Here is a 24,913-nt window from a genome sequence, read left to right on the forward strand (position 1 = left end):
CTTAACGTTGTTAAAAACGAGGTAATCGTCAGGAAAATGAGCTTAGCGTTGTAAATCCCAAAATAAAAACCCCCATTTCTCTGTATTAAAATTGAGAAATAGAGGGTTAATCACTTAACAATATTGCCCGATTGTTGGGGGTTTTTATTTAAAACAAATAACTGATTAATAATCCTGCTGATAATAAGAAACCAAAAATCGTATTTGTCATCGCTGTTGATTTCATTGCGATGCGCATATATCCAGGTTCCTTTACTCCTTTTTGGAAACCTTGAATTGCAGAGATTGGCTTTTTCAAACCTAGGAACATAATTAATGCCCAAGGGCTTATATAACCCATCAATACAATCACAACGATCCATAAATAAGCAATAAAAAAGGCTACAGCTAGTGTTACCACTGCTTTCTCTCTCCCAAGGAGGATAGCTAACGTCTTTCTTCCACCTTTAATATCTTCATCGATATCTCGGATGTTATTCGACATGTTGATTGCACCTACTAAAATCCCAATTGGAATGGAAATCAATACACTTTCAATCGTTAAAGTATTCGTTTGAATAAAGAAAGCAATGAGTACAAAACATGTCCCCATTAACAAGCCAGAAACTAATTCTCCAAATGGGGTGTACGCAATTGGTAATGGACCACCTGTATATAAATAGCCAACCGCCATCCCAATTAAACCAATGACTACTAACCACCAGCTACTATTCATACAAATATAAATGCCAATAAATGCTGCTACGACATACAATAAAAGCGCAACTGTTAAAACGTTTTTTGGCTTTAATCCATGACGGACAATTCCACCACCAATTCCAACAGAATCAGCAGTATCTAACCCACGTTTGAAGTCATAATACTCGTTAAATAAATTCGTTGCTATTTGCAATGCTAAACATGCACTCATCATCGCAATAAATAAAAGCCAATGAATCTCGGCAACATAAAGTGATGCCACAGTCCCTAATATTACAGGAGAAAACGTCGCCGTTAATGTATGCGGGCGCGTCATCTTCCATATTAATTTAGCGGAACTAATTTCTTTTTCATTCCCCATAACTCTGTTCAATCTCCCTACATTTTAAGTATAAATTACTAGCAGTATCTTTCTATCTATTTCCTGCTTCGCATCTATTATATCAAAAAAACGAATTGGCATAGTTATCGTTCTGAAAACAAATAGTATAAACGTTACAGGTAAAAATACTGCCCCACACTTAATGAAAGTATAAATTATCACAATATTCCTTGCACTTTAACTTACTTTACAACAGAATCCTTTTTCCATTTATATAAAACTATTTCATGATAAACAGGATCAAATAATGGGTTTGAATGAAAGACGGCTTCCTTTTCAACTTGTCCTTCTATATGAATTCCTTGTTTTTGAAATCCTTCAATAAGATGATTGGTAACATATATATTATCATTTTTATGATATTTTTTATCTTGTAAAAAATATGAATATGTGTAAAACCGTTTATGTTCATACGGCACTTGTAAATATTCCATAACCCTCGTCTCTTCCCAAGTGTATACAATAAACGGCTCTTGTTTCTCCTCCAAATATGACGCGAGTTGATATGTTGCTGGTACCTCCACTTGTTGTTCTTTCATGAGCGGTATACTCACCATAAGTTGACTCGTTGCAAATAAAAGCAAGATAATACCACGATTGTTTTTTAACCATGAAATAGCAAGTACGCATAGTAACATCGCTACAATCGGATAAGAGTGACGAGGTTTATCAATATTTTGTCCAAATAAATTCCAAAGAAAATAGAAAATTCCAAGAGCAATCAAAACCTTTGGATAGCAACGTATGTTTTTCCATTGTAAAACAAACAGGAACAAAAAGAACAAAAAGAAAGCTACCAAATAATAAGAGTGGATACCTATTCCTGCAAAGATGATGTTTTCAGAAAGCAAACGATAGAGGCGTGAAATAAGTGGTTCACTCGTATCTGTAACTGCTCCACCCCATTCGGTAAAATGTCCTTCTACAAATCCAAAAGAAATTTCCCACAACCCCGTGATTCCACCAATGTTCCAAATAAGAGCACTGACCCAAACTAGTTGCGAAAGGACAGCTGTACAAAATAAGATTATAAATCGCCATTTTTCTTCATGCCATTGTTGCCATAATAACAAAATAAGTGCAATTCCAAACGGTGCATACGATAACCTTATACCCATTAATAGCGCAAAGAAGAGGATTGGCCAGAATTGAGCTCGAAAACACTTTGTACGAAAGGCACGTTCTATACTCCATATATACCACCATACAATTGCTAATGCTGCACCTTCTGACATAGGCTGCGTTACTAAAATAGAGAAATACCCGCTCGTTTGTAAGACAGCTACAACAATAAGAGCGCTCGTTTTACTTACATAATAACGTGCAATCCAATACATCGGAAAAGCTGCGCCGAGTGCCATGATGGCATTAAAAACCCCTAACGATTGCACAGGATTTTCTATAAAAATATGCGTTATCATTCCCCCTAAAATAAAAAAAGGATACCCTGGGAAATGGGGCTGCATCGCCAATATGTCATATTGCTTTAATGCAAGTGTAAAATCGACTTCGTCCCACGTTGCTGCAAACGGACTTGCGTAGAAAAAACGAATACAAATCACACTAATAACAAGGATAACTGCCCATATACGTAGTACTTGTTTCATCTCATTTCCTTTCTGCAAAAAAAGTACAAGGAAAACACCTTGTACTTTAACTAACTGACTTATTTTCTTCCATTATTTCTTTCTTTTTTTTAACCGGCTTTTTAAAGACAATTAACATATACAACACAACAAAATATCCGATATACACAAGTACTTCTTCAATAGATGGCATCGAGGAATATCCTAAAAATGCTTTTAAGAAAATACCGATATCACCAGAAAGAAGTGGTGCAGTACCATGATCGCGGAGATAATGATCATAATCAATAGGATGCTCTGGTAATAGCCATGTAATATCATATACGTGTGGCATTACGCTGCCAAGTATCTTTAAATCTTGAAGCATAGAAACGCCTTGTACAAGAAGTCCTGCTGCAATTAATACGATAAATCCACCTGTTACTTTAAAGAATACTTTGAGTGAAATACGCATCGTTCCTTTAAAGAATAAGAAGCTAACAACTGCTGCAACGAGTAGACCAGATATTGCTCCCCAGCCTTTCATCGCTTCTCCAATATTTCCACCGGTAATAGCTGCGAAGAAGAATACAGTTTCTACACCTTCTCGAAGTACAACAAGAAAAGAATGCACGACCATTCCAATTATATTCCCAGCCGTAATATACTGATTCATTTTATTTTCCACATTGGCTGTCATATTCTTACTATGTTCTGCCATCCAAAATACCATTTGTGTAAGTAAAATGGCTGAAACGAAAATAATGGATATTTTTAAATACATTTCGCTACCCATAGCAGCAAAACCAGTAAATACAACTTGAAAGACTAGGGCGACAATATAACTTGCTACAACCGCAAGCCCTGCTCCTAGCCAAACATATTTCACATACTGTTTACTATCTGTGCGCTTTAAGTACGTTGTAATAATCCCAACGATAAGCAACGCTTCTAATACTTCACGAAATGTAATAAGAAATGCCTGAAGTTGCATTGCTCTTCCCCCTCACCCTTACTTGCGTTTTCTTACAGCGTATACAATGACCCCAACAAGTATAAGTACAATAATTACGATTGGAGCCCAGTTTTTCAGGCTGCTTAAATCTGTCCACTCTGTTTTTTCCGTTTTATCAGAAGCTGCTTTATCTTCTTGACTATTTGCACTAAAGTGTCCAACTTTAAAGTCTTTAATTTTAAACTCTTTTTGTAACTCTGTTAAAATAACGTCTTTGCTTTTCTTGAAAGCCTCTTGATTTGCTTCTTTTTGACCTACTCCAAATAAGCCTGGATTTCCTAATGATTCTAACGCTTTATTAAATTCATCCTTTAGCTTGTTATCCAGCTCTTTATTGTGCTCACCAACAACTGGTGATAACGCTTCATATGTAGCAAATGCTTTAGCTAATAAACGTTTGCTTGTATCATAGTCTTTAAAATTTTCGTCTACATTTGTTAAACGACGATTAATATTAAGCGCAAGAATTTTTTGCATATCAGCAATAATATCTTCTTTATTTTGTTTATCAAAGTCCTTCATCATTGCTTTAGAAGGTTCTTTTCCCATATGCTGATCAATTTCTTCTTGCACATTTTCATATGCTTTTTTTGCTTCTTTAAAGTTTGCCGGATTTTCATCTAACTTGGTAACCATCTGCTTGTATGCTTCAGCTACTTTTTCTTCGTTCGGATTTCCATACGAATAAGCAAATGCACTTGTTTGCACAGAGAATAGTAAGAAAATACCAACAAATAATGATGTAATGATTCTTTTCATGAAAGTTCCTCCCAAGGTTACTGATTATTATTGTCAAGATAAGAACTGCTCGCTACGAGCACCTCTTATCTTCTGTTAATACATGTGCAGCATAGTCAATTATAACTTTCTCTACTGGACGCTTCATTTCTTTCCAAATTGCCGGAAGCACACGCGTCATATACTTACGAAAAGATATGAAAGAATCGCCTGTTTCTCTTACTTTATACGTAATCGGTACTTCTTGTACTCGAAAGCCTTTTCGTACTAAATTCAAAGTAATAACTTGGGCATAGTTATAATCATGAATAATTTCCCCATGCTCCATCGCTTGTCTAGAAAAAGCACGCATACCTGATTGTCCATCGCGAATCCACTTTCGCAATAACAAACATTGCAGCGTCGTAAAACAATAATTCCCAAGACGTCGATGTAATCTCATCCCTTGAATGGTTCCTCGAAAACGAGAACCCATCGTATAATCTGCTTCTCCAGTAAAGATAGGTTCAAGTACATTCGGAATTTCATTAGCTGGGTACTCATCATCAGCATCAATCATTACACTAATGTCAGCCCCAAGACGATAGCTCTCCTGCAAACCTGCTCGAACGGCTGCACCAAGTCCTCCGTTTTTTTCAAATGAAACGATATGATCAGCCCCGGCCTTTTTTGCAACATCTACCGTTCTATCAGTTGAGCCATCATCGATAACAAGTACTTCTACCTTTACACTTGGATGAAAATGGCGCGGTACCTTTTGAATGACATGTGCAATAGAATCCTCTTCATTTAATGCGGGTATAAAAACAATTACTTTCATTCTTTTTCCTGCTCCTTTAGTGCCTCCACTAAGACAGGACCACGACTATGAGATGGATACGGCGCTCCTAATAAATAAGCAATTGTAGGGGCCATAGAAACAAGACTCTTCTTTTCTTCTACTTTTATACCTTGAGCGATATGAGGGCCGAACATAAAGAATGGTACAAACCGTTCTCCTTCGTCTAAATGCCCATGACCACCAATCCCATCCGCTTGTCCATGATCTGCACAAATGATAAATGTCGTATTTTCTGCTTTTCCTGTTTTCTCTAAATGCTCAATAAATTGCTTCACATGCTGATCTGCTTCATGAATTTTTTGTAAATATTCATCATATAGTACGCCGCGGCTATGACCTGTTTGATCTGTAGAAATAAGCTGGACGATAAATAGATCTGGATCTTGTTCATCCATAATCTTTCTTGCTTTCTCCATAATTTTCGAGTCAACAACATCATTTTTCATCACAGCAGTAAATGTTTCCACATCATCGCCAAACGCGTCGACAAGATGAGCAACCGCCAACATCTTCCCTGTTTTATCTACTTTACGAAGAGAATCAAAAATACTCTCTACGTTCACTCCATGCTTCCAAACCATATTCGATTTAATTCCATGTTCAAAAGAATACGTTCCTGTAAACATAGATGAGAAACATACAACTGTACGAGCTGGATATACAGTTTCCATATTTAAAAACTCTGTCCCTTGTTTTCGAAGGGAATCTAAGTACGGTGTATGTGCTGCCTCAAAACGATCTTTTCGCATACCATCTATCACAATCACAACTACTTTTTCATTTAATGCCTCTTGATTTTCAGGCATGTTTTCTGTATAGCTAGAAATTGCCTTTGGCTGCCAATCAAATAAATTACGGTGTAAAATAAGCGTATATATAAGAAGAGCACCATAAAATATACACAGCACTTTCCAATCTACACCGTTAAATGTACCGCCTTCTTGAAAGAAATCGTAATAGTAATACCAAAGCGAAAGTAATAGTAAGAACTTTGGCATCTGTTCTTGTGCATTCCCACTTGTAGAATCACTATTTTTTAAAACCAGCTTCCAAAACCGTGTGAAGTTCAACCATGATGTACCAATTCGCAAATGATAATATAAGGTTCCCCAAAATAGAATTGTAAAGAAGAAATATAATCCTAATGCAAAAAAGAATAATGGCAAATGGACCATCTTAAATACAATTAAATATGCAATAAACGGAAACCATAAATAATTTCTTAAAAACAGTGGAAAATCAAACAAATAATATAAAACAAGTAAAGGTACAATGAGGACAAAACTACTAAAAAATGCTGAAATAAAACCATTTTGTCCAAACTGCGGGATAGAAAACAATAAAAATGTACCGAATACAAAAATAGGCGTAAACGGTTTTCCTTCATTCAGTAAGTTCCAGCAACGGGCTGCAACTTTTTCAAACTTTGATGCTTTTTTTACTTCTTCCACCGGATGTTTTCCTCCTTCTGACTGACTAGTGAACGCAACTCCATTGGGTATAAGACGAGCAGGATTGCACCCACACCGTAAGAAAATATAAATTTAAAACCGTGACTCATTAATGACCATTCATATGCTGCCACTTCCTCTACTCCAAGCGCCCTTAGCGCAAACGTCATTACCGTTTCATATGTCCCAAGACCGCCTGGTGTTAATTGAAATACTTGTCCTGCTATGGTCATACTATTTACCCAAACCGCCTGTATGAATGTAAGTGAACTCGCAATCTCATAAATTACAAAAGCCTCGCAAATCCAGCTCATTACAATTAGTAATATAATGATAACGCCTTGCATTGTAAACAAAACGGCCTTTAATTGCTCCCATTGTCCCTCTACAAATTGTGGTACTTTCTTATACAAAAGAAACAATGCACCACTTCCGATACATATACAAGCGAGGATAACGGGAACATTCAGTAAAACATTCCCCCACAATATAAACATCCCTACTGTTCCAAATACACCAAGAATAAGTAAATCTAATATACGAAGAATAACAACTGATTGTGTCGCTTCTCCTAACGTCACTTTCTTTTCTTTTGTAATGATCGCAATGCGAACAGCATCCCCTACTTTCAATGGAGAAACATGATTAATAAACAAGCTATAAAACAATCCATATAAAGCCTCTTTCATTGTAATATGATGATGAAGATACAATTTCCAAGCGTATGCACGAAAGAAAAATGCAATGCCATACATCACAATAAGAACTATTAAGGTATAAGGATGTTTCCATAATTCATATAGTTTTCCCCACAAAGAAGACATTTCAAATGACTGCCACGATATAACAAAAAAAACACATAACAAGAAAATACCGCAAAGATTAAACAGTATCCGGATATTCTTTCGCCCAAGCAATAGTCTGCTCCAACCCTTCTGCAAATGATACACGAGGTTCATATCCCAGCTGATTTCTCGCCTTCGAAATATCAGCCCATGTCGATGTTACATCTCCTTGACGATGCGCCTCTCTCTTTACGCGCATAAGCGGGAAGTGCTTCTCTAACTGTGCAAGCAATTCAGTCATTAAAATTGGTGCATTCGAACCTAGATTGTAGACATCGCTTCTATTCGACTCTAACGCAAGAGCAATCCCTTCTGTAATATCATCAATGTATGTGTAATCTCTTCCTGTTCCCTTTCCATATACAACAATTTCTTCACCACGTAATAATTTTCGAATAAAGCTCGCTATCGCCATATCAGGGCGCCCCCACGGACCATATACAGTAAAGAATCGTAAAATATTCATTTGAAATCCATACATATATTGATAAGCATGGCAAAGTGACTCTGCCCCGTATTTCGATGCTGCATAAGGAGATAAGACACGGCCATTTGCCATTTCCTCCTTCAAAGGCATTCCTGTTTGCTCACCATACACAGAAGAAGAGGATGCCACAATAACTTTCTTTACATTTTCTTCTCCTGCGCATGTTAATACGTTACTTGTCCCTTTTATATTAATATCAATATAAGCATCTGGCATTTCAAGTGATGGTCTCACACCTGGAAATCCAGCTAAATGAATAACTGCATCAACCTTCTCTTGCTGCATAACAGCTTTCACATCTTCTTTATGTAAAATATCACACTCGTAAAATGGTACATTTCCATATCGCTGCACTCGTTCAAGCTGAAACTGTTTTCGTGATTTCGCATAATAGGAGTGGAAATTATCAAGTAGTACAACTTGCTTTCCTTGTTCTAACAACTTTAAAGCAAGATGACTCCCGATAAAACCAGCCCCTCCAGTAATTAATACTTTCATTCATTTCACCACCCTTTACCACACTATGTAAAAGAAGAAACCTTGTCAAGACAAGGTTTCTTCCAAAAGGTATACGTATGAGCAGATTATTTCGCTGCTTCAACAGCTTTATTTAACGCACCCTCAAGTTGTGGTAACAATTTATCAGCATCTTCTTTCTTCTTCGCTTTTACTGCTTCTAAATAAGACTGTGCTGTTTTTGTTAACTCTACTGTTTCCTGTTCACCAAGTACTGTTTTCAAATCATTTTCGATGATATTAATGAACAACGCGCCTTCTAATGCTGTAATCGGACCTTTATCTTTTCCAAAGTTCTCTTGGCTTTCTTTATACTCACCTAATGCAACTTTTGAGAATCCACGTACAAACGCTTGATTTACTGCTTTTGCATCAACTGTTTTTATATCAGTTTTTAAATCAAACTGCTTTAAGATAAAGTCTGCATCTTCAGGAGCTGCTTTTTTGATATACGGATAGATCGCTTGATAAAATGCCCATCCTTCTGCTTGTTCAATCTTCGCTGTCTTCTCATCAGTTTTTGCTGCTTCTACCATTTTTGTAGCATAACCATGTGGAACTCCACCTGTCGCTAGGTAGAATGTTTTCATTATCGTTTTATCTACAACTTGCTTACCAAGTGCAAATGCAAGTTTGTCGTCTTTATCAATGGCTGCTTGCATTTCATCAAAGCCGCCTTTAATTTGAGAAGCCATTTGTGTGCCATACGCTGCATCACGTTTTCCAACTGTGCCCTCTACACCTTTATAGAAAGCAAGCGCTTCATCCATTTCTTTCTTCACATCATCTTTTTTGCCCCATTTTTCATCTACTTCTTTGAAATCATGACGCATTGATTGGAAGAATTCTTTTTGCATTAATTTATCAAATAGCTGCTTTACAACCATTGGTTCCATTTCTTTCTTTTTACCTGCTTCTAATGCAGCCGTAATTGTTTGATCGATTTGTTCGCTAAATTCACCATCTCGCTTTTGAACAAGAGGTTGTAATTTTTCTTTATATAACTTTGTTACTTTATCAAAGTCAACCTCTTTGCCCTCTTTCGCTTTTTCAAGTTCAGCTACTCCATCCTTATAAGCTTGTACAAAATCCACTTCTTGTTGTTTTGTTTCTTCTTTTTTCACTGTCTGTTCCGTCTTTTTATTTTGTGCTTCCGATACTTTTGTTTCCTCTTTTGCACAACCCGTAAAAAGAAGAGATGTTACCGCTGCTGCAGATAATACTTTTAATTTGAATGTCATGAATGGCTTCCCCCTGCTACCCCTAAGTGATAGTGATTTTCATTATTGTCCACTTGATTATAAAAGCGCTTACGTTAAGTGTCAACAAAAATATTTCGGCAGTTGTCATATTTTTGTTTGGTAATTTCAACCAATGCAAAAACCCTAATACAAAGACATCTGATCCTTTTTTTATAAGCTACGAAAATATACGTTTTTTGTTTAGATTTCGTACAAAATTTGGAACTATCCTAACTATTCAGGTTGTGATAGTTTTTAGTCATGGAACCAAAAATACTGAAACATATTATCTTAGATAGACATAATTATTGGAACAAATTAAAATCAAATATAGTATAAGAATACTTCCAATCACACTGGAGTAAGATTCTTTCAAAAGACATACTTCAGGTGAAACGAATCATATTCAATCTAAACTTTAAAAAGGGATCATAAAAGAACACCATCGGTTTATTGGCCATTATATTCGTCGACCTGCTATTATTTTAAACCAGATTGAGAGTATAATAGATAGCCTATTTCTTATATATATGGTAAGATAGATCGCCTTGAAAAGGTAAAACGTTATATGTTGGAGCGTTCATTTCTCGATTAATCCATAATATCCTAGATGAACTTATCCACCAATATTTAAGTAAAAACTAGTACTAATTTCAGAAGGGTGATTTTTTTATGGATATATGTATTATAGGTTCTGGCTATGTTGGGCTAACATCAGCAGTAGTATTAGCCGATTTAGGACATCATGTTATTTGTGTTGATAAAGATCAGAATAAAATTAACGCTCTCCAAAAAGGTGAGTATCCTATCTATGAACCGGGTTTAACAGAACTTATGCACAAAAATCGCAATCGGTTACAATTCCGGAGTGATGTTGGTCAAGTTATTCAACAAACACCAGTTGTTCTTATTGCTGTAGGAACTCCTGCCATGTCCAATGGAAAAACAGACTTAAAATATATTTACTCTGTAATTGATATATTAGCTCAAAATATAAAATCATATAAAACTATTATTACGAAAAGTACGGTTCCACCAGGTACCAACCAATTTATGAGCGGAATGCTTATAAAGAAAGGTGTAGATTCCTCACTTTTCAATATCGTTTCTAATCCAGAGTTTCTTCGTGAAGGTTCGGCTATTCGTGACATGCTCTTTCCAGATAGAACAGTCATAGGTATACAAAAAGATGACACAAAGTCACTAGAAATTATGCAAGCACTATATAAAGGTATTCAAGCACCCGTCTTTCATACTAGTTTAGATGGCGCGGAAATGATTAAATATGCCTCGAATGCATTTTTGGCTACGAAAATATCTTTTATAAATGAAATTGCTAGAATTTGTGACGCTTATCACATTGATATTACTGAAGTAGCAAAAGGAGTTGGGTATGACTTCCGAATCAATTCCAACTTTCTTCAAGCAGGACTTGGTTATGGAGGATCCTGTTTTCCAAAAGATTTAAATTCATTAATTTACACCGCAAATAGTAAACAAGTACAAGTCCCTATTTTACAAGCTGTGCAATCTATCAATTCGACACAAGTAGATCTCTATATAGAAAAAATCAAAAACAATTTAAAAGATCCTTCTTCGAAAAAATTAACAATTTTAGGGATTTCCTTTAAACCAAATACAGATGATACACGCCACTCTCTGGCTGTAACACTTATTGAAAAACTAATTCCACTCGGTTACGAGATTCATACCTATGATCCAATAGCTATTCTCCCTTCGCATGTAAAAAAACAAGTTACACAACATACTGAATTGGAGTCCTCTATTACAGATTCGGATTGTATAATTATTGCCACAGAATGGGATGAATTTAAAACACTTGATTGGCAACAAGTAAAAAAATTAATGCGAGGATGTAAAATCGTTGATGGCCGCAATTGTCTTGAACAAAATGAAATAGTAAAAAATGGTTTACATTATATTGGAATTGGCCGACCATAAAAACCCTTGTAGCAGAAGCAGTTGGTTTCATTAGTTTTGTTGCAAATTTTTTATGCGATTGATAAAGCAATGTTTTATCTTTACAAGCTCAATAAGTCTAATTAAAAGAAACTTTATATTTATGGGTTCCTTAAAATAGTATAATCGTTTGCTCTATATGATTATACTATTTTAAGATTACCTACAGATTTAGATAATTCATTACCCTCGATAAATACTTCTATTACGCTTTCTCCAAATTGAAACTGTCTCCATGCTAGGAGAAGTAAAGTCACATTTAACTAGAACAAAACAGGTAACAGATGCACTATCAAAACTCGTAAAAATTAAAGGGCCAACTCACATGAGTTGGCCCTTTCTTCTCTTATTTTATAAAATTCCAATAGTTACGCTAGTTAGATTTTATTTTTGTAACCCATTAATAATTGTATCTGTATTCCATTTCATCATTAGAGATTAAGAAACGTTTTTCTTCAGGAATTTGATGAATTCTGTTTACTGTTTCATCATGTAATTTTTGTAGTTCTGATATATACTTGTCGGCATTTTCAGTATAAAGCTCTTTGTTTTTATTTTTAGGGTCTTCTTTGATTAATGCTCTCTTTACATTTTCAGCGTATAAAATACCGTTAAATATCAGACTTTTCTTGATTCATTTTGACACACATATTAGTGGGTGCTAATATGAATAAAGAATAAACATATTAGTCATTACTAATACGAATGGAGAGGATACAATTGTGCAACTCACATGATTTAGATGTAAAAGCCAAGTTCATCCGTGGCTTTGCTGATAAAACAAGACTACAAATTCTTCAATGTATGATGGATGGTGAAAAAACAGTATCTGAAATTGTAGAAATCACCCAAGGAAACCAGTCAAATATCTCCCAGCATCTAAACTGCTTAAAAGGATGCGGAATCATTCTAGGTAGACAAGAAGGAAAATATGTCCACTACTCCTTACGTAATAAGCAAATTGAACAGTTACTCACTATGTTTGATGTTGTCTTTCATGAAGTACAAAATGAAGTAGCATCATGTGATAAAAACGATGCTTGTTTATCTCAAAAAGGAGAAAACTGTCATGACAGATAAGAACGAGAAGGACACTCAAGAAAATTGCTGTCAAGGTTCTTCCCCCGCACCTGCAAAAGAAGAAACACCATCATGTTGTTCTTCTAAAAAAGAAATTCCGACTATCCCTATTGTTAAAGAAACTTCTTGTTGCAGCGGTGAAAGCAAAACTAAAAAAGAAGAAATAAAAAAAGAAACATCGTCATGTTGCTCTTCAAAAAAAGAGATTCTAATCACCCCTATTACCAAGGAAACCTCTTGTTGCAGTAGTAACACTGATCCTATAAAAGCAAAAAATAGTTCTTCCTGCTGTTCATCAGAATTAGCTCTAGAAGAACAAACGAATTCAAACTCAAACTCTTCTTGCTGTAGTGATAACTCATGCGAAGATCCGTCACCTCATCTTGATGCTCGGAAAATATCCGGAGATGGCGTACAAACATACCTTGTAGAAGGTATGGATTGCGGTGCATGTGCCTTAACAATCGAAAAACATCTACAAAACGTTTCTGGCGTAGAAGAAGTTCGAGTAAACTTCGCTACTGGAAAAATGCATATTCGTCATGATCGAGATGTGGATGACATTATTAAAGAAGTATCTAACGCCGGATTTGTAGCTTCCTTAGCAGGGAATCGTAGAGGAGCGGCACCTGTTTCAAAATCAAAAAATATCACTTTGATTCTCTCAGGTTTATTTTTAGCTTTAGGATTTGGAGGAAGTTTTACAAACGTATCACCTCTTCTTATTACACTTCTTTATGCGGTGAGTATTGGTATTGGTGGTTATAAACCTGCTAAAAGCGCTTTTTATGCAATCAGAAGTAAGTCACTTGATATGAACGTTCTCATGATATCAGCTGCAATTGGTGCTGCATTAATTGGTCAATGGCTAGAAGGCGCAACCGTTGTTTGGTTATTTGCATTAGGGGCAACCTTACAAAATAAATCAATCGAACGTACACGGGAATCCATTCGTGGATTAATTGATTTAGCACCATCAGAAGCTTGGGTAAAAATTGGTACTGAACTTATAAAAAAATCCGTAGATGATATCGCAGTGAATACAACGATTGTTGTAAAGCCTGGTGAAAAAATCCCATTAGACGGCACAGTTACTGGAGGCACTTCTACTGTAAACCAAGCGCCGATAACTGGTGAATCTATCCCAATTGATAAACAAATCGGGGATTCTGTATATGCAGGAACGATTAATGAGGAAGGTTCCCTAGAAATTACAGTCACTAAACTCGTTGAGGATACTACATTATCTCGAATTATTCACCTTGTAGAAGAAGCACAGGAAAAGAAAGCACCTACAGAAGCATTTGTAGATCGTTTTGCAAAAATCTATACACCTATCGTTTTTGTATTAGCAATTGGTGTCATGATTATCCCTCCCCTTCTTGGTATGGGCGAATGGATGGAATGGATTTATAAAGGATTAGAACTTCTAGTTGTCGCATGTCCTTGTGCTTTAGTTATCTCAACTCCAGTCGCTATCGTATCTGCAATAGGAAATGCCGCAAGAAACGGTGTACTCATTAAAGGCGGTACTGCTCTAGAAATCGCAGGTTCATTAAATGCTATTGCGTTTGATAAAACAGGAACATTGACTGAAGGAAAACCAAAAGTAATGTATGTACGAAGCTTAGATTGTACTGAAGATGAGTTATTATCAGTTGCCGCAACAATTGAAGAATACTCTAACCATCCAATTGCAAAAGCCATTACAGCATATGCGAAAGAACACCAAACGTCTATTCAAAGTGGAACTGACTTCCGCGCCATTGTAGGAAAAGGTGCGCAAGTCACGATAGATGGCGAAACATACTACGCTGGAAATAAAGCATTATATGAAGAGTTTGGCGTTTCACTTCAAATGTGGAACGAACCAATTCAAGAAATGCAAAGAATTGGTCAAACCGTGATACTTGTTGGAACGAACAAAGTCATTTTAGGTATGATTTCAGTAGCAGACTCCATCCGTTCTACTACTTATGAAACAATTCAAGAATTGAAACGAGCGGGTATTCAGGAAACTGTTATGTTAACAGGAGACAACGAAGGAACAGCTGAACACATTGCACAGAAAGCAAAAGTAGATCATTATTTTGCTAATTTGCTTCCAGAAGATAAAGTTCATTCTGTAAAACAACTTCAATCTGAAGGGAAAACAGTAGCTATGATTGGGGACGGTATTAATGATGCCCCTGCCCTTGCTACTGCAAACCTTGGTATTGCTATGGGCGGTGCAGGAACTGATACAGCAATGGAAACGGCAGATATTGTATTAATGGCAGATAATCTTGAAAAACTTCCTTATACGATGAAACTGAGCCGGAAAGCATTGCACATCATTAAACAAAATATATGGTTCTCATTAATTATTAAATTTATCGCCCTTGCCTTTATCTTCCCAGGGTGGCTTACTCTTTGGATGGCTGTCCTAAGTGATACAGGGGCTGCGCTTATTGTAATCCTTAACAGTATGCGATTATTACGTAACAAATAATAGACGGAGCTACCTAGTAGCTCCGTACATTAAATACAATTAGAAAGGGTATACATATGAAAAAAATACGTGTAATTGGATTATTTCTACTAATCTCCGTAATTACAATCTTAGCGGCATGTAGTGATAATAAACTAAGAGATTCACTGGATTGGGATGTAGAAAAGTTTACATTTACAGATCAAAATGGGAAAAAGTTTGGTTCATCTGAATTAAAAGATAAAGTTTGGGTAGCCGATTTTATCTTTACAAGCTGTGAAACTGTTTGCCCACCTATGACAGCCAATATGGCAAAACTTCAAAAAATGTTGAATGAAGAAGGAATTAAAGATGTAGAGTTTGTATCATTTAGTGTAGATCCGGAAGTAGACACACCTGAAAAAATAACAGAATTTATGAAAGTCTATGAAATGGATACGAAGCGAACTCATTTTCTAACAGGATATACACGACCAGATATTGAGAAGTTTGCAAAAGATAACTTCCAAACACTTGTAACCAAACCAGAAAATAATACACAAGTTATACATGGTACGAGTTTTTATCTCGTGGACAAAGATGGCAAAGTTGTGAAGAAATATTCAGGTCTTCAAAATACACCCTACGAGGATATTATCCGTGATATTAAACGAATTCGATAACTAAAAAGCTTCTTATTATGTTCCTATAAAATATTTCTTATATAGCAAACTCATTATTTCTCCCCGAAAACTATTTAAGAAAAACTTAAGAATTCTATATGTTTATTCTTATGAAATAATTTCCGAAAGAAAATTTCCAGAAAAATAAGGAAACAATTGTAAAATCGTATATAAACGAAAGAGCCTACTCACACGAGTTGGCTCTTTCTCTACTTAACAATAAAGATAATCTTTCTCTCCTTATTCTCTAATAAAAATCGCTCCATAGAGATCTTATTATTATTTAGGCTCAAGGATCTTCTTTTTTTCTTCTCGTATAATTTAATTTATTTGAATTAAGGTATCAGTCATTTGCTGCAAGGCTTCGATATCAATTTTAGAGAAGTACTTCTCAATAAGTAGATCATCTAGCTGAGATTATTTACATTGGATAAAACTTCAGAAAACATATGGTTACACCCTTCTTGCACATACTCCCTTGAAACCATTGTCTTCCCTTGCTAATTTAATTTCAATACCGCACTAACCGGATTATGATCGCTGTTTTCAAATTTCAAATCATGCCCTTGTACGCTTACAATCTCCACATTTTGAGAGACTAAAAACCCATCAATAATCGTAACAAAGTTCTCACCTTCGACATAGCTCTTCACATTATCACGAACTGTCCAAACAGTATCGTCAACAGCCCACTGGAACCCACCATCAGTGAAATCTTCTGGTAACTGTACTAACCACTCTGGCCATCCTTCTTTAAACTTCGAATCCTTTAACTGCACATCAGATAATAGTTGATTCCAGTCTCCACCAAGCACGATATAATCGCCACTTTTGAAATGTTTATTCATATACTCTTTCAAAAACTCAACTTGTTGCTTTCGAATGTTTCCACCCTTATCATATGCAGATAAATGAACGTTCACCATTCGTAAATATTTTCCGTTATCAACTGGAACCTTATGCTCAACAATCGCCCGATCTACATCGAATAATTGACGAAGCCACATTTCTCTTCCAGGAAGCTGATATCTCGTCGCTTCTTCTACTTTATATTTTGAAAACGAACCAAGTCCACTGTTCGTATATCCGTGTGGCTTCTTAATTGGTACCGGCACCCACTGCACATTAAAGTTATAACCAAACGTAGACGCATGATCTTTCAGTTCATCTTGAAACATCTTATACTGATTCACATCAAATGAACGAAGTGACTTCTCATCCATCTCTTGCGTTAATATAAAATCAGAATCTTCCTTTTGTAAAAAAGACAGCATATTGCTGATATTCTTTTCTGTTTGTTCTTTACTACTAGAACGCGAGCCTTTCCCTCCGTCTAAGAAGAAATCTTGCTCTTTATCTAAACCGCCGTAGCCAATATTAAACGTTGTCACCTTAAACTCTTTACCAACTTTAAGAACGTGCTCGTTATTATTGGTCACCTTCAATTTCTCAACATCCTTATGCTTCACATTCTTAATTGCCACATAAGTAATAAATGCTGTGAAAGCACCAAATATAGAGCCTGTCCCCCATAATAAACATTTCGCTGTCTTTTTCAATCTCATGGCTCCTTTATTCTCTTTCTATAGTTTGTATATGAAATATTTTAAAATGTTTCTATGCTTAAAATATATAACGTAACTCTAAAGGCTTCAAGCGCGATAAAAGGAATTGAAACGATTCACGCATTATATAAAAGTAACCGAACTCTGATTTGTTCGCAATTTCAATCGCTTGTTCGTCATAAGACACAGCTGTGCCGAGAAATAAATGTACCCTATAGAATAGACACTAAAAAAAATCTATCCTATAAGGTATTTCTTGTGTAATAAGAGGATTCGATTGACTGAAGATACATATATACGTTCAGGTCTAAAAAAATTCAAATTAACTCCAAACAACACCTCGCCTCTCGTATTCTATTCTATATTCAACAGCAGCTGCAATTTTGGAGCTTGCGAACCTTTCCGTGATCCAAAGTCCTAAATCAAGTCCTGAAGTGACTCCTCTTGCAGTGATAACATCCCCTTGATCCACAATTCTGTAACGAAGAAGCTCTGCCCCGTATTCACTAATTTCATTCTGCGCCAAATGGTGCATCGTCGCCTTTTTACCATTCAATATGCCAGAGGCAGCTAGTAGCATACCTCCTGTACAAACTCCAGCAACGATTGTTCCTGCATTGTGCATCTCGCTAATCATTTTGGTCAAGGATCCAAGCTCTGCCTGCTTTCGCGCCCCATGTTCAGCTTTATGATTCCAGCCACCACCAGGTACAATTAACAAATCTGGACGATTATCCATTCGTAAAAAATCATTTAGTTTAATCGTAACTCCAAACGAAGTAGTAACTTCTTGTTTTGCTTCACTCGAAACGAATTCAATCGTAAATGGAGCCCCTTCTTCTATCGCTCTTTTGAGTACCTCAAACGGCGCGAAAGAGACAAGTTCTCCGAAACCATCAAACAATACAATTTGTATTTTCATTTTTAGAACACCTCTCATGCTTTATTTTGTGAATCGTAGACATATTAAGTGATTCGGTAGAAATGTAATTCATTCACAAAATCTCATCTAATAAAAAATATCCTGAATAGCAAAACGAATAAATCTCGAATTAGGAGAAAAACGTTATCTACAACAAATTAACAATGAAGACAACCTTTCTCCCCTTACTCTATAAGCTTTCAAGTGTTCCTCTAATCCGTTCGCATCATCTAATGCACTTAACGTTTTCTTCACAGAATTCCAATTCAAACTACCGGATAACCATAGTAATGAAGAAAGCCGTTTATAATCATTTGAAGTTACAATATTGTCAGCTTTATAACCTTCTAAAAATTCTTCTGCAACCTTCGGACATACTTCATGAGACTGTATTCCTTCTATTCGAGAATACCATTTTATTAAAAAAGCTAATCCTTCAATGCGGTCTACATATCCAATAGATTCAAAATCTACAATTCCTTTTATACATTGATTTGAGTCCCATATAACATTTAAAGGATTTAAATCTGTTTGTACAATAAACTGCAAATCACTCGTACATGCGTACTTTATATGAGTTTTAGCGAGATCTATATACTCCTGCACCTCTTTACATTTCCCACTCTTATTTTCTAACATTTTTATAAACTCAGCATACCCATCCAAATGAGATTTCCTTTGAAAAATCAAGCTTTAAAATGTACTAGAAATATCATGTATCTTCCTTGCTTCCTTTCCAAAGCTTTTCGCGATAGATTCTGTGCAGTGTGTAAGATGCTCTCCTTCAATCCAATTTGCCAATACAAATTGGTACTGTTCATCATTCCAAGTGACTAATGTAAATGACTCCCCTGACCTATTCTTGTTAATTTGCATAAAAGGAATCCCATGCTTACGTAAATAATACGTATACCGTACTTGCTCTTTCAATTGTTCATTTGATAACGTTCCAAAAGCTGGATTAATTGTTCGATTGCTATTAATAAACCGTGCCGAATACCGCCTTCCATTTACTATAATTTTATAGTGTAAATCTGTATTCCAGCTATTTTTATGTAATGCTTCTTCCACTACTAATGAATGGAGTTCTTTAAAATAATTCATTAATACATCTTTTATTATGTGTTTCACTTCATTCTCTCCTTTCATACAAAAAATTAAAGTACATGCAACTCATTCTGTTCCCCATAACAAAATTTATTTTACTTAATTAAGCATAGTTAGGATATTACAAATAGGACATAGAATTATAGAAAATAGTAGATAGGGGGCCTATTATTGAAGAACTTAAAATTCGGTATAATTGGAGCATTATGTATCGCCTTATTAATTAGATGCACAAGCAATTCAAATGAAGCGAAAGTTTCCGATAAAGAAGCATCCACAGCAGTGCAAGAAACAGAAATTGCATCCGAAAAAGTTATGTTTGAACAAAAAGAAGTGAAAAAACTTGAGATTAGTTCCGTAAATTCAAAACATGTATACAAAGTAGCAAATAAAGAAAATATGAAAACAATTTTTACCAGTATGGAAAGCGCACAAAAGAAAAAACCTCTTCTAGATCAGGATGCTAGAAGCCATATGCATTCCAAAATGAAGATTGCTTATCAAGATAATTCTATACAGGAATTTTTTGTATGGATAGAATCTGATGGTGACATCGTAATGGCAAAAGCAAGCGATGAAACACACGGTGAAGGTTATGATCTACGTGAAGATAATTCTAAAAAAATCATTCAGTTTTTCAATAAGGCATCCCAGCAATAATTACACCACAAACAAAAAAGCCGCATTTGCGACTCATAATCTTATAGAACTAACTCATGCGGTTAACCACTTACCGTTTAATCGCATCAACAATTAGCGATGGGAAACCAAGCTTGTCTCCTTGATTTCTAGAATCATATCTTTTTGAACGGAAGATAACACCATCATTCGCATCCCATTCGTTGTAATAAAACTGCCCATTTTCATCGTAATATTCAAGTAAAACCACTTCAAAGCCAGCGGTTTCAAACATTTTAGTTAATGTTTTATAATTATGAACGATTTTATGGCTTGCAGCTGAGTGGTCTTTCGGTCCAGGTCCGCCTACTTGAACTATGTTTTGATAGGTTTCATCTCGGAAAAATGCATCAGGGACGCCGCACCGAATGTGACCTAACGGTTTTAGAAATTTATAACAAATTCCAGCTGCTTTTACACCTTCTTCAAAAGTAAGATGCTCCCATACATGCTCAGCTAAAATAGCTGAAATGGAGTTATGTTCAAATCTTTCTTCCCATGTCGTTTCAACTAATAAGTTCAGCTCATCTTCTTGCGTTTGAATCCAACCTGGATTATTGTTAAATGCTCCAGCTCCAACTACTACTTTAATTGCGTCTTGTTTTATTACCATCACTTTCACCTCATAAGAATTTCAAGTCGTTAATCTTTTTCTATGTTTACTATAGGTTTTCCTTCTTCAACTAAACTGCCAGTTCGTTCAACTAACTTTAACTCTTTCAATTCAAAACTTGCGTAAGCAAAACAACCATCACCAATTATTTTTTGGGAATTGAACAGCTAAAAACATAAGCTGGTGGTACATTTCTAAGTTCCCTTTTCACATCTATTCTATTAAAAAACTGATTAAAAAAACTCTTTTTAAATTTAGTATATTGGAAGGTAATAAAATTTCCACCCGCCTTTAAAATTTTGGTGGTAGTTAATAATATTTTTTTTGAAACATTTGGGGGCAAACTAGAAAAAGGAAGACCAGAAACAATATAGTCTGCATAGGGAATGCAATAGCTCTGTAAATACTCGTCAATATTTTCCGCAGACCCTAATACAATGAATATATTTTTCTCTGTTTTATATTTTTCTTTTAATAATAAATAAAACTCTTTATTATTTTCCACTAATAAAAGAGTAGTATTCGAGCTTCGTTTTTCAAGCAATTTATTCGTGAATACACCCGTACCTGGCCCGTATTCAACAATATATTTAGCGTCCTTAAAATTGATACTTCCCACCATTTTATCTGCAAGAAACTTTGAACTTGGAAGTACTGCACCGACGTTTCTTGGGTTAGTTATATATTGAGATAAAAAAGACATAGGCTTCATATTTAATCACTCCAATAGTTTGAATTTACTACTATAGTTTAAAATTCAAACCTGAAGAAACTGGAGTGACATCCTTAAGAATCCTTAAGATTTGAATAAGCTCTCTACAAATAATTTGTCTTAAAGGGCATACCTTATAAACACTCCCTCTCTCCCCGTTACCATAGTTTTTTCAAACGTCAGATACAGAGAACCAGGAAAAGGTATGTACAGAAAACCGTATATTTCTCGTTCGTATTTCAAACAAAACCTATAAGATTACCCGAAAATATACGCATACTTGCGGTCATATCCATGAAAACTTCGTCGGTGCAACGTATTGTAAGGCTAAACTTGCTACATAATTGGATATACAATCATTATGTCCGTACATTTTCGTATTTCGTATAACCTAATCGTCTTTTCATCCACAGCACTTTTAAAGGTACTTCTCCTACTACAGCCCATTTTATATACCGCGAATCGGGCCTTTTTTTAATATATGAAACAATTACATAAAAGTTACGAAGATCTACACAAATAATAGTCATACAAGGTAATCACTCCTAACAAAAAAACATTTATTCTTTATTGGTTTTTTATGGAAATTAAAATTAAAACATTCCTTATATAGAAAATTCATAATTCCCCTCCAAAAACTTAAGAATTCTTTTTCTTTTTTCATAAGAACTTCTGTCTATAATTAACCTTATTCTACAGATGTGATGATAAAAAAGGGGAACTCCATGTAAAAAATTATTATTTTGTATGCTAGAAGAGATTAGTACCTGCTATCTATAAACTTATCAACTTTATCTCGTTAAATATATAGTAAAAAGAGCCAATCTCTTATATAACAGAAAATCGGCTCTTCGCTTTATTTATTCGCCTGTTTCAGAGAATCGTTTCATCCGTTCACCAATTTCATCGCGAACACGTTGAAATTCAGACCACTCTTTTCCTGCTGGATCATCAAATCCCCAATGAACACGATGAACGTGCGGAGGTGTAGATGGACAAACAGAATCCGCATGACTACAAAGGGTAACGACTAAATCAGCGTTATTTAAAATGTTTGGATCAATCATATCTGATGTTTGATTTGTTATATCGATATTTACTTCTTCCATCGCTTTAATAGCATTTGGATTTACTCCATGTGCTTCGATTCCTGCAGAATAGACATGCCACTTATCTCCTAAGTATTGTTTTCCCCAAGCTTCTGCCATTTGGCTTCGGCATGAGTTTCCTGTGCATAAAAAGTAAATTGTCTTTTTGTTTTCCATGTTGGTTTCCACCTTTGTTTTTAAGTTGGTTGATCATTAAAATATTTACGTTTAAACCAAAAAGCGACATTTACAAGTGCAATCATTACAGGTACTTCGACTAAAGGTCCGATAACAGCTGCAAATGCTGCGCCTGAGTTAATGCCAAACACACCAACTGCTACAGCAATCGCTAACTCAAAATTATTGCTACCTGCTGTAAATGCTAACGTTGTCGTCACCGGATAACTTGCACCAATTTTTCTTCCCATAAAGAAAGAAACGAAAAACATCACAATAAAATAAATGAATAACGGAATCGCTATTCTTACTACATCTAGTGGCACACTAACAATCATTTCCCCTTTTAAAGAGAACATGATGATAATCGTAAATAGCAATGCAATTAATGTAAGTGGACTAATCTTAGGTATAAACACCTTTTCATACCACTGTCTTCCTTTTAGCTTCACTAGTACAAAGCGTGTCAGCATACCTGCAAGAAAAGGAATCCCTAAATAGATAAAGACTGATTTCGCTACCTCTACCATTGTAATATCTACAATAGCCCCTTCAATCCCTAACCATTCCGGAATTACTGTTACGAACACGTATGCATAAACTGAGAAGAATAACATTTGGAATACCGAATTAAAAGCAACTAAACCTGCTGCATATTCTTTATCACCATCAGCAAGATCATTCCAAACAATTACCATTGCAATACAACGCGCTAAACCAATCATAATGAGACCGACCATGTATTCTGGCTTATCAGGAAGAAAAATAATTGCTAAAACAAACATAAGTACAGGTCCAATAATCCAGTTTTGTACTAAAGATAGAACCAAAACTTTTACATCTTTAAATACCCGGCCCATTTCCTCGTAACGAACTTTCGCCAATGGTGGGTACATCATTAAAATTAAACCAACAGCAAGTGGAATAGAAGTCGTTCCAACTTGTAATGTATTCAGTCCGTCTACTACACTAGGAAACACAAACCCTAAACCAATCCCAACAGCCATCGCTAGAAAAATCCATAGTGTTAAATATCGATCTAGAAAAGATAAACGTTTCATTTTATTTTCCATCTCCTATTAACAACAAGAATTTTTATCTACTACGTTAGAAGTCGTACAACAAGAAGGATCTTCTATTTTATGAACATCACTATCTGCTTTTGTATAAAAGAATTCCCACTCGTTACCATCAGGATCCGTTACCCAAAACTTATCTTGAACCGCATAGCAACAAGTAGTATCCATCTCATCACGTGCAAAGAAACCTTCTTTTTCTAATCTTTCTTTATGTAATGTAATTTCTTCGGCTGTATCCACTTGGAAACCAAAATGATTTACCTGATTTCCCTTCACTTCATCTCGTACGTTCAGCGTGAAATTAAGTCCTGGTGTCTCTAATAAAAATTTTGCATAATCCGTTTTCACTTTAACTGGTGATACACCAAATACCTTTTCATAAAATTCAATCGACTTCTCTAAATTAGTAACGTTTATACCGACATGAACATATCTCATAGCTAATTCCTCCTCTTAAAATGTTATTAATCAACTTTTTTTGATTAACAGTGCAAAATTTTAACAACAGCTTTTTCCTGTTTTTCTAAAGACACAGCACAACTCTTCTGATAATAAATTATTAACTTCTGCATCATTTAAATCATAATAACTCCACGTACCTTTTGTTTCTTTTACAATTAAACCTGCATCTAATAAAATCTTCAAATGATATGACAACTTAGATTGCGTCATTTCAAAAATCTCTGTTAAATCACATACACACGTCTGTCCTCGCTGACAAAGTTCATACATAATCTCTAAACGCTTTTGATCAGCTAACGCTTTAAACTTTTTCTCATAGAGCTGAAAATCTTGTGCCACTACAGTTCACTCTCCTTTCATCAATTTTTTTTGATGTTTATAGTATATACGTTGATTCAGTCTTTATGCAACTAGTTAATCAAGTTTTTTTGATTTAGAAAAACCTTCCTCGCATCATATCTTTGCTACAACTAAAAAGAGCCATAGCCTTTTCAAAAATGAAAAACTACGGTTCTTTTTACAACTTAACAGTTAAGAT

General features: G+C 35.3%; 23 protein-coding genes and 3 pseudogenes. 5 read left to right on the plus strand and 21 right to left on the minus strand.

From position 1 onward, the window contains the following. Positions 1 to 148 precede the first annotated feature (148 nt). The 9 genes from menA to MR065_RS06665 form a co-directional block, all read right to left on the minus strand. Positions 149 to 1,060: a 1,4-dihydroxy-2-naphthoate polyprenyltransferase gene (gene menA, locus MR065_RS06625; RefSeq protein WP_098266257.1), complete on the minus strand. Its 912-nt coding sequence runs from the start codon at positions 1,058 to 1,060 to the stop codon at positions 149 to 151. Positions 1,061 to 1,263: 203 nt separating this feature from the next. Beyond that, positions 1,264 to 2,688 carry a hypothetical protein gene (locus MR065_RS06630; protein WP_242212984.1) on the minus strand — a complete coding sequence of 475 codons (1,425 nt, stop codon included), beginning with the start codon at positions 2,686 to 2,688 and terminating at the stop codon, positions 1,264 to 1,266. 46 nt (positions 2,689 to 2,734) lie between these two features. Beyond that, positions 2,735 to 3,640 carry an FTR1 family iron permease gene (locus MR065_RS06635; RefSeq protein WP_242212985.1) on the minus strand — a complete coding sequence of 302 codons (906 nt, stop codon included), beginning with the start codon at positions 3,638 to 3,640 and terminating at the stop codon, positions 2,735 to 2,737. An 18-nt stretch (positions 3,641 to 3,658) separates the two neighbouring features. Further along, positions 3,659 to 4,420, minus strand: coding sequence for a hypothetical protein (locus MR065_RS06640; RefSeq protein ID WP_242212987.1), 762 nt, complete (start codon positions 4,418 to 4,420; stop codon positions 3,659 to 3,661). A gap of 52 nt (positions 4,421 to 4,472) precedes the next feature. After that, positions 4,473 to 5,219: a glycosyltransferase family 2 protein gene (locus MR065_RS06645; protein WP_033731175.1), complete on the minus strand. Its 747-nt coding sequence runs from the start codon at positions 5,217 to 5,219 to the stop codon at positions 4,473 to 4,475. Continuing rightward, a complete protein-coding gene (locus MR065_RS06650) occupies positions 5,216 to 6,691 on the minus strand; it encodes an alkaline phosphatase family protein (protein WP_242212988.1) in 1,476 nt (491 codons plus the stop codon). The genes MR065_RS06645 and MR065_RS06650 overlap by 4 nt, the downstream gene beginning before the upstream one ends. Continuing rightward, a complete protein-coding gene (locus MR065_RS06655) occupies positions 6,679 to 7,608 on the minus strand; it encodes a lysylphosphatidylglycerol synthase transmembrane domain-containing protein (protein WP_313895152.1) in 930 nt (309 codons plus the stop codon). The genes MR065_RS06650 and MR065_RS06655 overlap by 13 nt, the downstream gene beginning before the upstream one ends. Then, positions 7,574 to 8,521, minus strand: coding sequence for an SDR family NAD(P)-dependent oxidoreductase (locus tag MR065_RS06660; protein ID WP_242212990.1), 948 nt, complete (start codon positions 8,519 to 8,521; stop codon positions 7,574 to 7,576). Before MR065_RS06660 ends, MR065_RS06655 begins: the two co-directional genes overlap by 35 nt. Before the next feature lie 86 nt (positions 8,522 to 8,607). Next, positions 8,608 to 9,780, minus strand: a complete 1,173-nt coding sequence (locus MR065_RS06665; RefSeq protein WP_242212991.1) for a hypothetical protein — start codon at positions 9,778 to 9,780, stop codon at positions 8,608 to 8,610. Positions 9,781 to 10,452: 672 nt separating this feature from the next. Between MR065_RS06665 and MR065_RS06670 the strand changes: the two genes are divergently transcribed. Continuing rightward, positions 10,453 to 11,742, plus strand: a complete 1,290-nt coding sequence (locus MR065_RS06670) for a UDP-glucose dehydrogenase family protein (protein WP_242212992.1) — start codon at positions 10,453 to 10,455, stop codon at positions 11,740 to 11,742. A gap of 445 nt (positions 11,743 to 12,187) precedes the next feature. Here the strand turns inward: MR065_RS06670 and MR065_RS06675 are convergent. Beyond that, a pseudogene (locus MR065_RS06675) lies at positions 12,188 to 12,379 on the minus strand (metal ABC transporter solute-binding protein, Zn/Mn family); the annotation flags it as partial. 101 nt (positions 12,380 to 12,480) lie between these two features. Between MR065_RS06675 and MR065_RS06680 the strand changes: the two are divergent. The 3 genes from MR065_RS06680 to MR065_RS06690 are packed head-to-tail and all read left to right on the plus strand — an operon-like array spanning position 12,481 to position 15,972. Then, a complete protein-coding gene (locus MR065_RS06680) occupies positions 12,481 to 12,840 on the plus strand; it encodes an ArsR/SmtB family transcription factor (RefSeq protein ID WP_242212993.1) in 360 nt (119 codons plus the stop codon). Then, complete coding sequence (locus MR065_RS06685; protein ID WP_242212994.1) at positions 12,830 to 15,331, plus strand: heavy metal translocating P-type ATPase; 2,502 nt, start codon at positions 12,830 to 12,832, stop codon at positions 15,329 to 15,331. Before MR065_RS06680 ends, MR065_RS06685 begins: the two co-directional genes overlap by 11 nt. Before the next feature lie 56 nt (positions 15,332 to 15,387). Beyond that, positions 15,388 to 15,972, plus strand: a complete 585-nt coding sequence (locus MR065_RS06690) for an SCO family protein (protein WP_242212996.1) — start codon at positions 15,388 to 15,390, stop codon at positions 15,970 to 15,972. A 321-nt stretch (positions 15,973 to 16,293) separates the two neighbouring features. On the opposite strand, the pseudogene MR065_RS27700 reads toward MR065_RS06690, so the two are convergent. From MR065_RS27700 to MR065_RS06705, 4 genes and pseudogenes are all read right to left on the minus strand, one after another. Continuing rightward, positions 16,294 to 16,389, minus strand: a pseudogene (locus MR065_RS27700) (MarR family winged helix-turn-helix transcriptional regulator); the annotation flags it as partial. A gap of 83 nt (positions 16,390 to 16,472) precedes the next feature. Beyond that, the gene (locus MR065_RS06695; protein WP_396022360.1) at positions 16,473 to 17,537 is read right to left on the minus strand and encodes an endonuclease/exonuclease/phosphatase family protein; all 1,065 of its coding nucleotides are present in this window, start codon (positions 17,535 to 17,537) and stop codon (positions 16,473 to 16,475) included. A 322-nt stretch (positions 17,538 to 17,859) separates the two neighbouring features. Continuing rightward, positions 17,860 to 18,459, minus strand: a complete 600-nt coding sequence (locus MR065_RS06700) for a DJ-1/PfpI family protein (RefSeq protein ID WP_242212999.1) — start codon at positions 18,457 to 18,459, stop codon at positions 17,860 to 17,862. 144 nt (positions 18,460 to 18,603) lie between these two features. After that, positions 18,604 to 19,590 (minus strand): annotated as a pseudogene (locus MR065_RS06705) (phosphotransferase). Between the two features lie 147 nt (positions 19,591 to 19,737). On the opposite strand from MR065_RS06705, the gene MR065_RS06710 reads away from it, so the two are divergent. Continuing rightward, on the plus strand, positions 19,738 to 20,226 hold the full coding sequence (locus MR065_RS06710; protein WP_242213000.1) for a YhfM domain-containing protein: 489 nt from the start codon (positions 19,738 to 19,740) through the stop codon (positions 20,224 to 20,226). A gap of 70 nt (positions 20,227 to 20,296) precedes the next feature. Here MR065_RS06710 and MR065_RS06715 read toward each other — a convergent pair whose 3' ends face one another. The 7 genes from MR065_RS06715 to arsR form a co-directional block, all read right to left on the minus strand. After that, positions 20,297 to 20,857 (minus strand): class I SAM-dependent methyltransferase, encoded by a 561-nt coding sequence (locus MR065_RS06715; protein ID WP_242213001.1) that lies wholly within the window; start codon positions 20,855 to 20,857, stop codon positions 20,297 to 20,299. 145 nt (positions 20,858 to 21,002) lie between these two features. Beyond that, on the minus strand, positions 21,003 to 21,569 hold the full coding sequence (locus tag MR065_RS06720) for a class I SAM-dependent methyltransferase (RefSeq protein ID WP_242213002.1): 567 nt from the start codon (positions 21,567 to 21,569) through the stop codon (positions 21,003 to 21,005). A 359-nt stretch (positions 21,570 to 21,928) separates the two neighbouring features. After that, positions 21,929 to 22,099, minus strand: coding sequence for a hypothetical protein (locus tag MR065_RS06725; RefSeq protein WP_242213003.1), 171 nt, complete (start codon positions 22,097 to 22,099; stop codon positions 21,929 to 21,931). A 330-nt stretch (positions 22,100 to 22,429) separates the two neighbouring features. Then, positions 22,430 to 22,834, minus strand: coding sequence for an arsenate reductase (thioredoxin) (arsC, locus tag MR065_RS06730; protein ID WP_242213005.1), 405 nt, complete (start codon positions 22,832 to 22,834; stop codon positions 22,430 to 22,432). A 20-nt stretch (positions 22,835 to 22,854) separates the two neighbouring features. Beyond that, positions 22,855 to 23,895 carry an ACR3 family arsenite efflux transporter gene (gene arsB / locus MR065_RS06735; RefSeq protein ID WP_242213006.1) on the minus strand — a complete coding sequence of 347 codons (1,041 nt, stop codon included), beginning with the start codon at positions 23,893 to 23,895 and terminating at the stop codon, positions 22,855 to 22,857. An 18-nt stretch (positions 23,896 to 23,913) separates the two neighbouring features. Beyond that, positions 23,914 to 24,351: an ArsI/CadI family heavy metal resistance metalloenzyme gene (locus tag MR065_RS06740; protein WP_242213008.1), complete on the minus strand. Its 438-nt coding sequence runs from the start codon at positions 24,349 to 24,351 to the stop codon at positions 23,914 to 23,916. Between the two features lie 60 nt (positions 24,352 to 24,411). Then, complete coding sequence (gene arsR, locus MR065_RS06745) at positions 24,412 to 24,714, minus strand: arsenical resistance operon transcriptional regulator ArsR (RefSeq protein WP_242213012.1); 303 nt, start codon at positions 24,712 to 24,714, stop codon at positions 24,412 to 24,414. Positions 24,715 to 24,913: the final 199 nt, after the last annotated feature.

The sequence above is a fragment of the Bacillus cereus group sp. BfR-BA-01383 genome (assembly GCF_022663495.1).
GTDB lineage: Bacteria > Bacillota > Bacilli > Bacillales > Bacillaceae_G > Bacillus_A > Bacillus_A cereus_AU.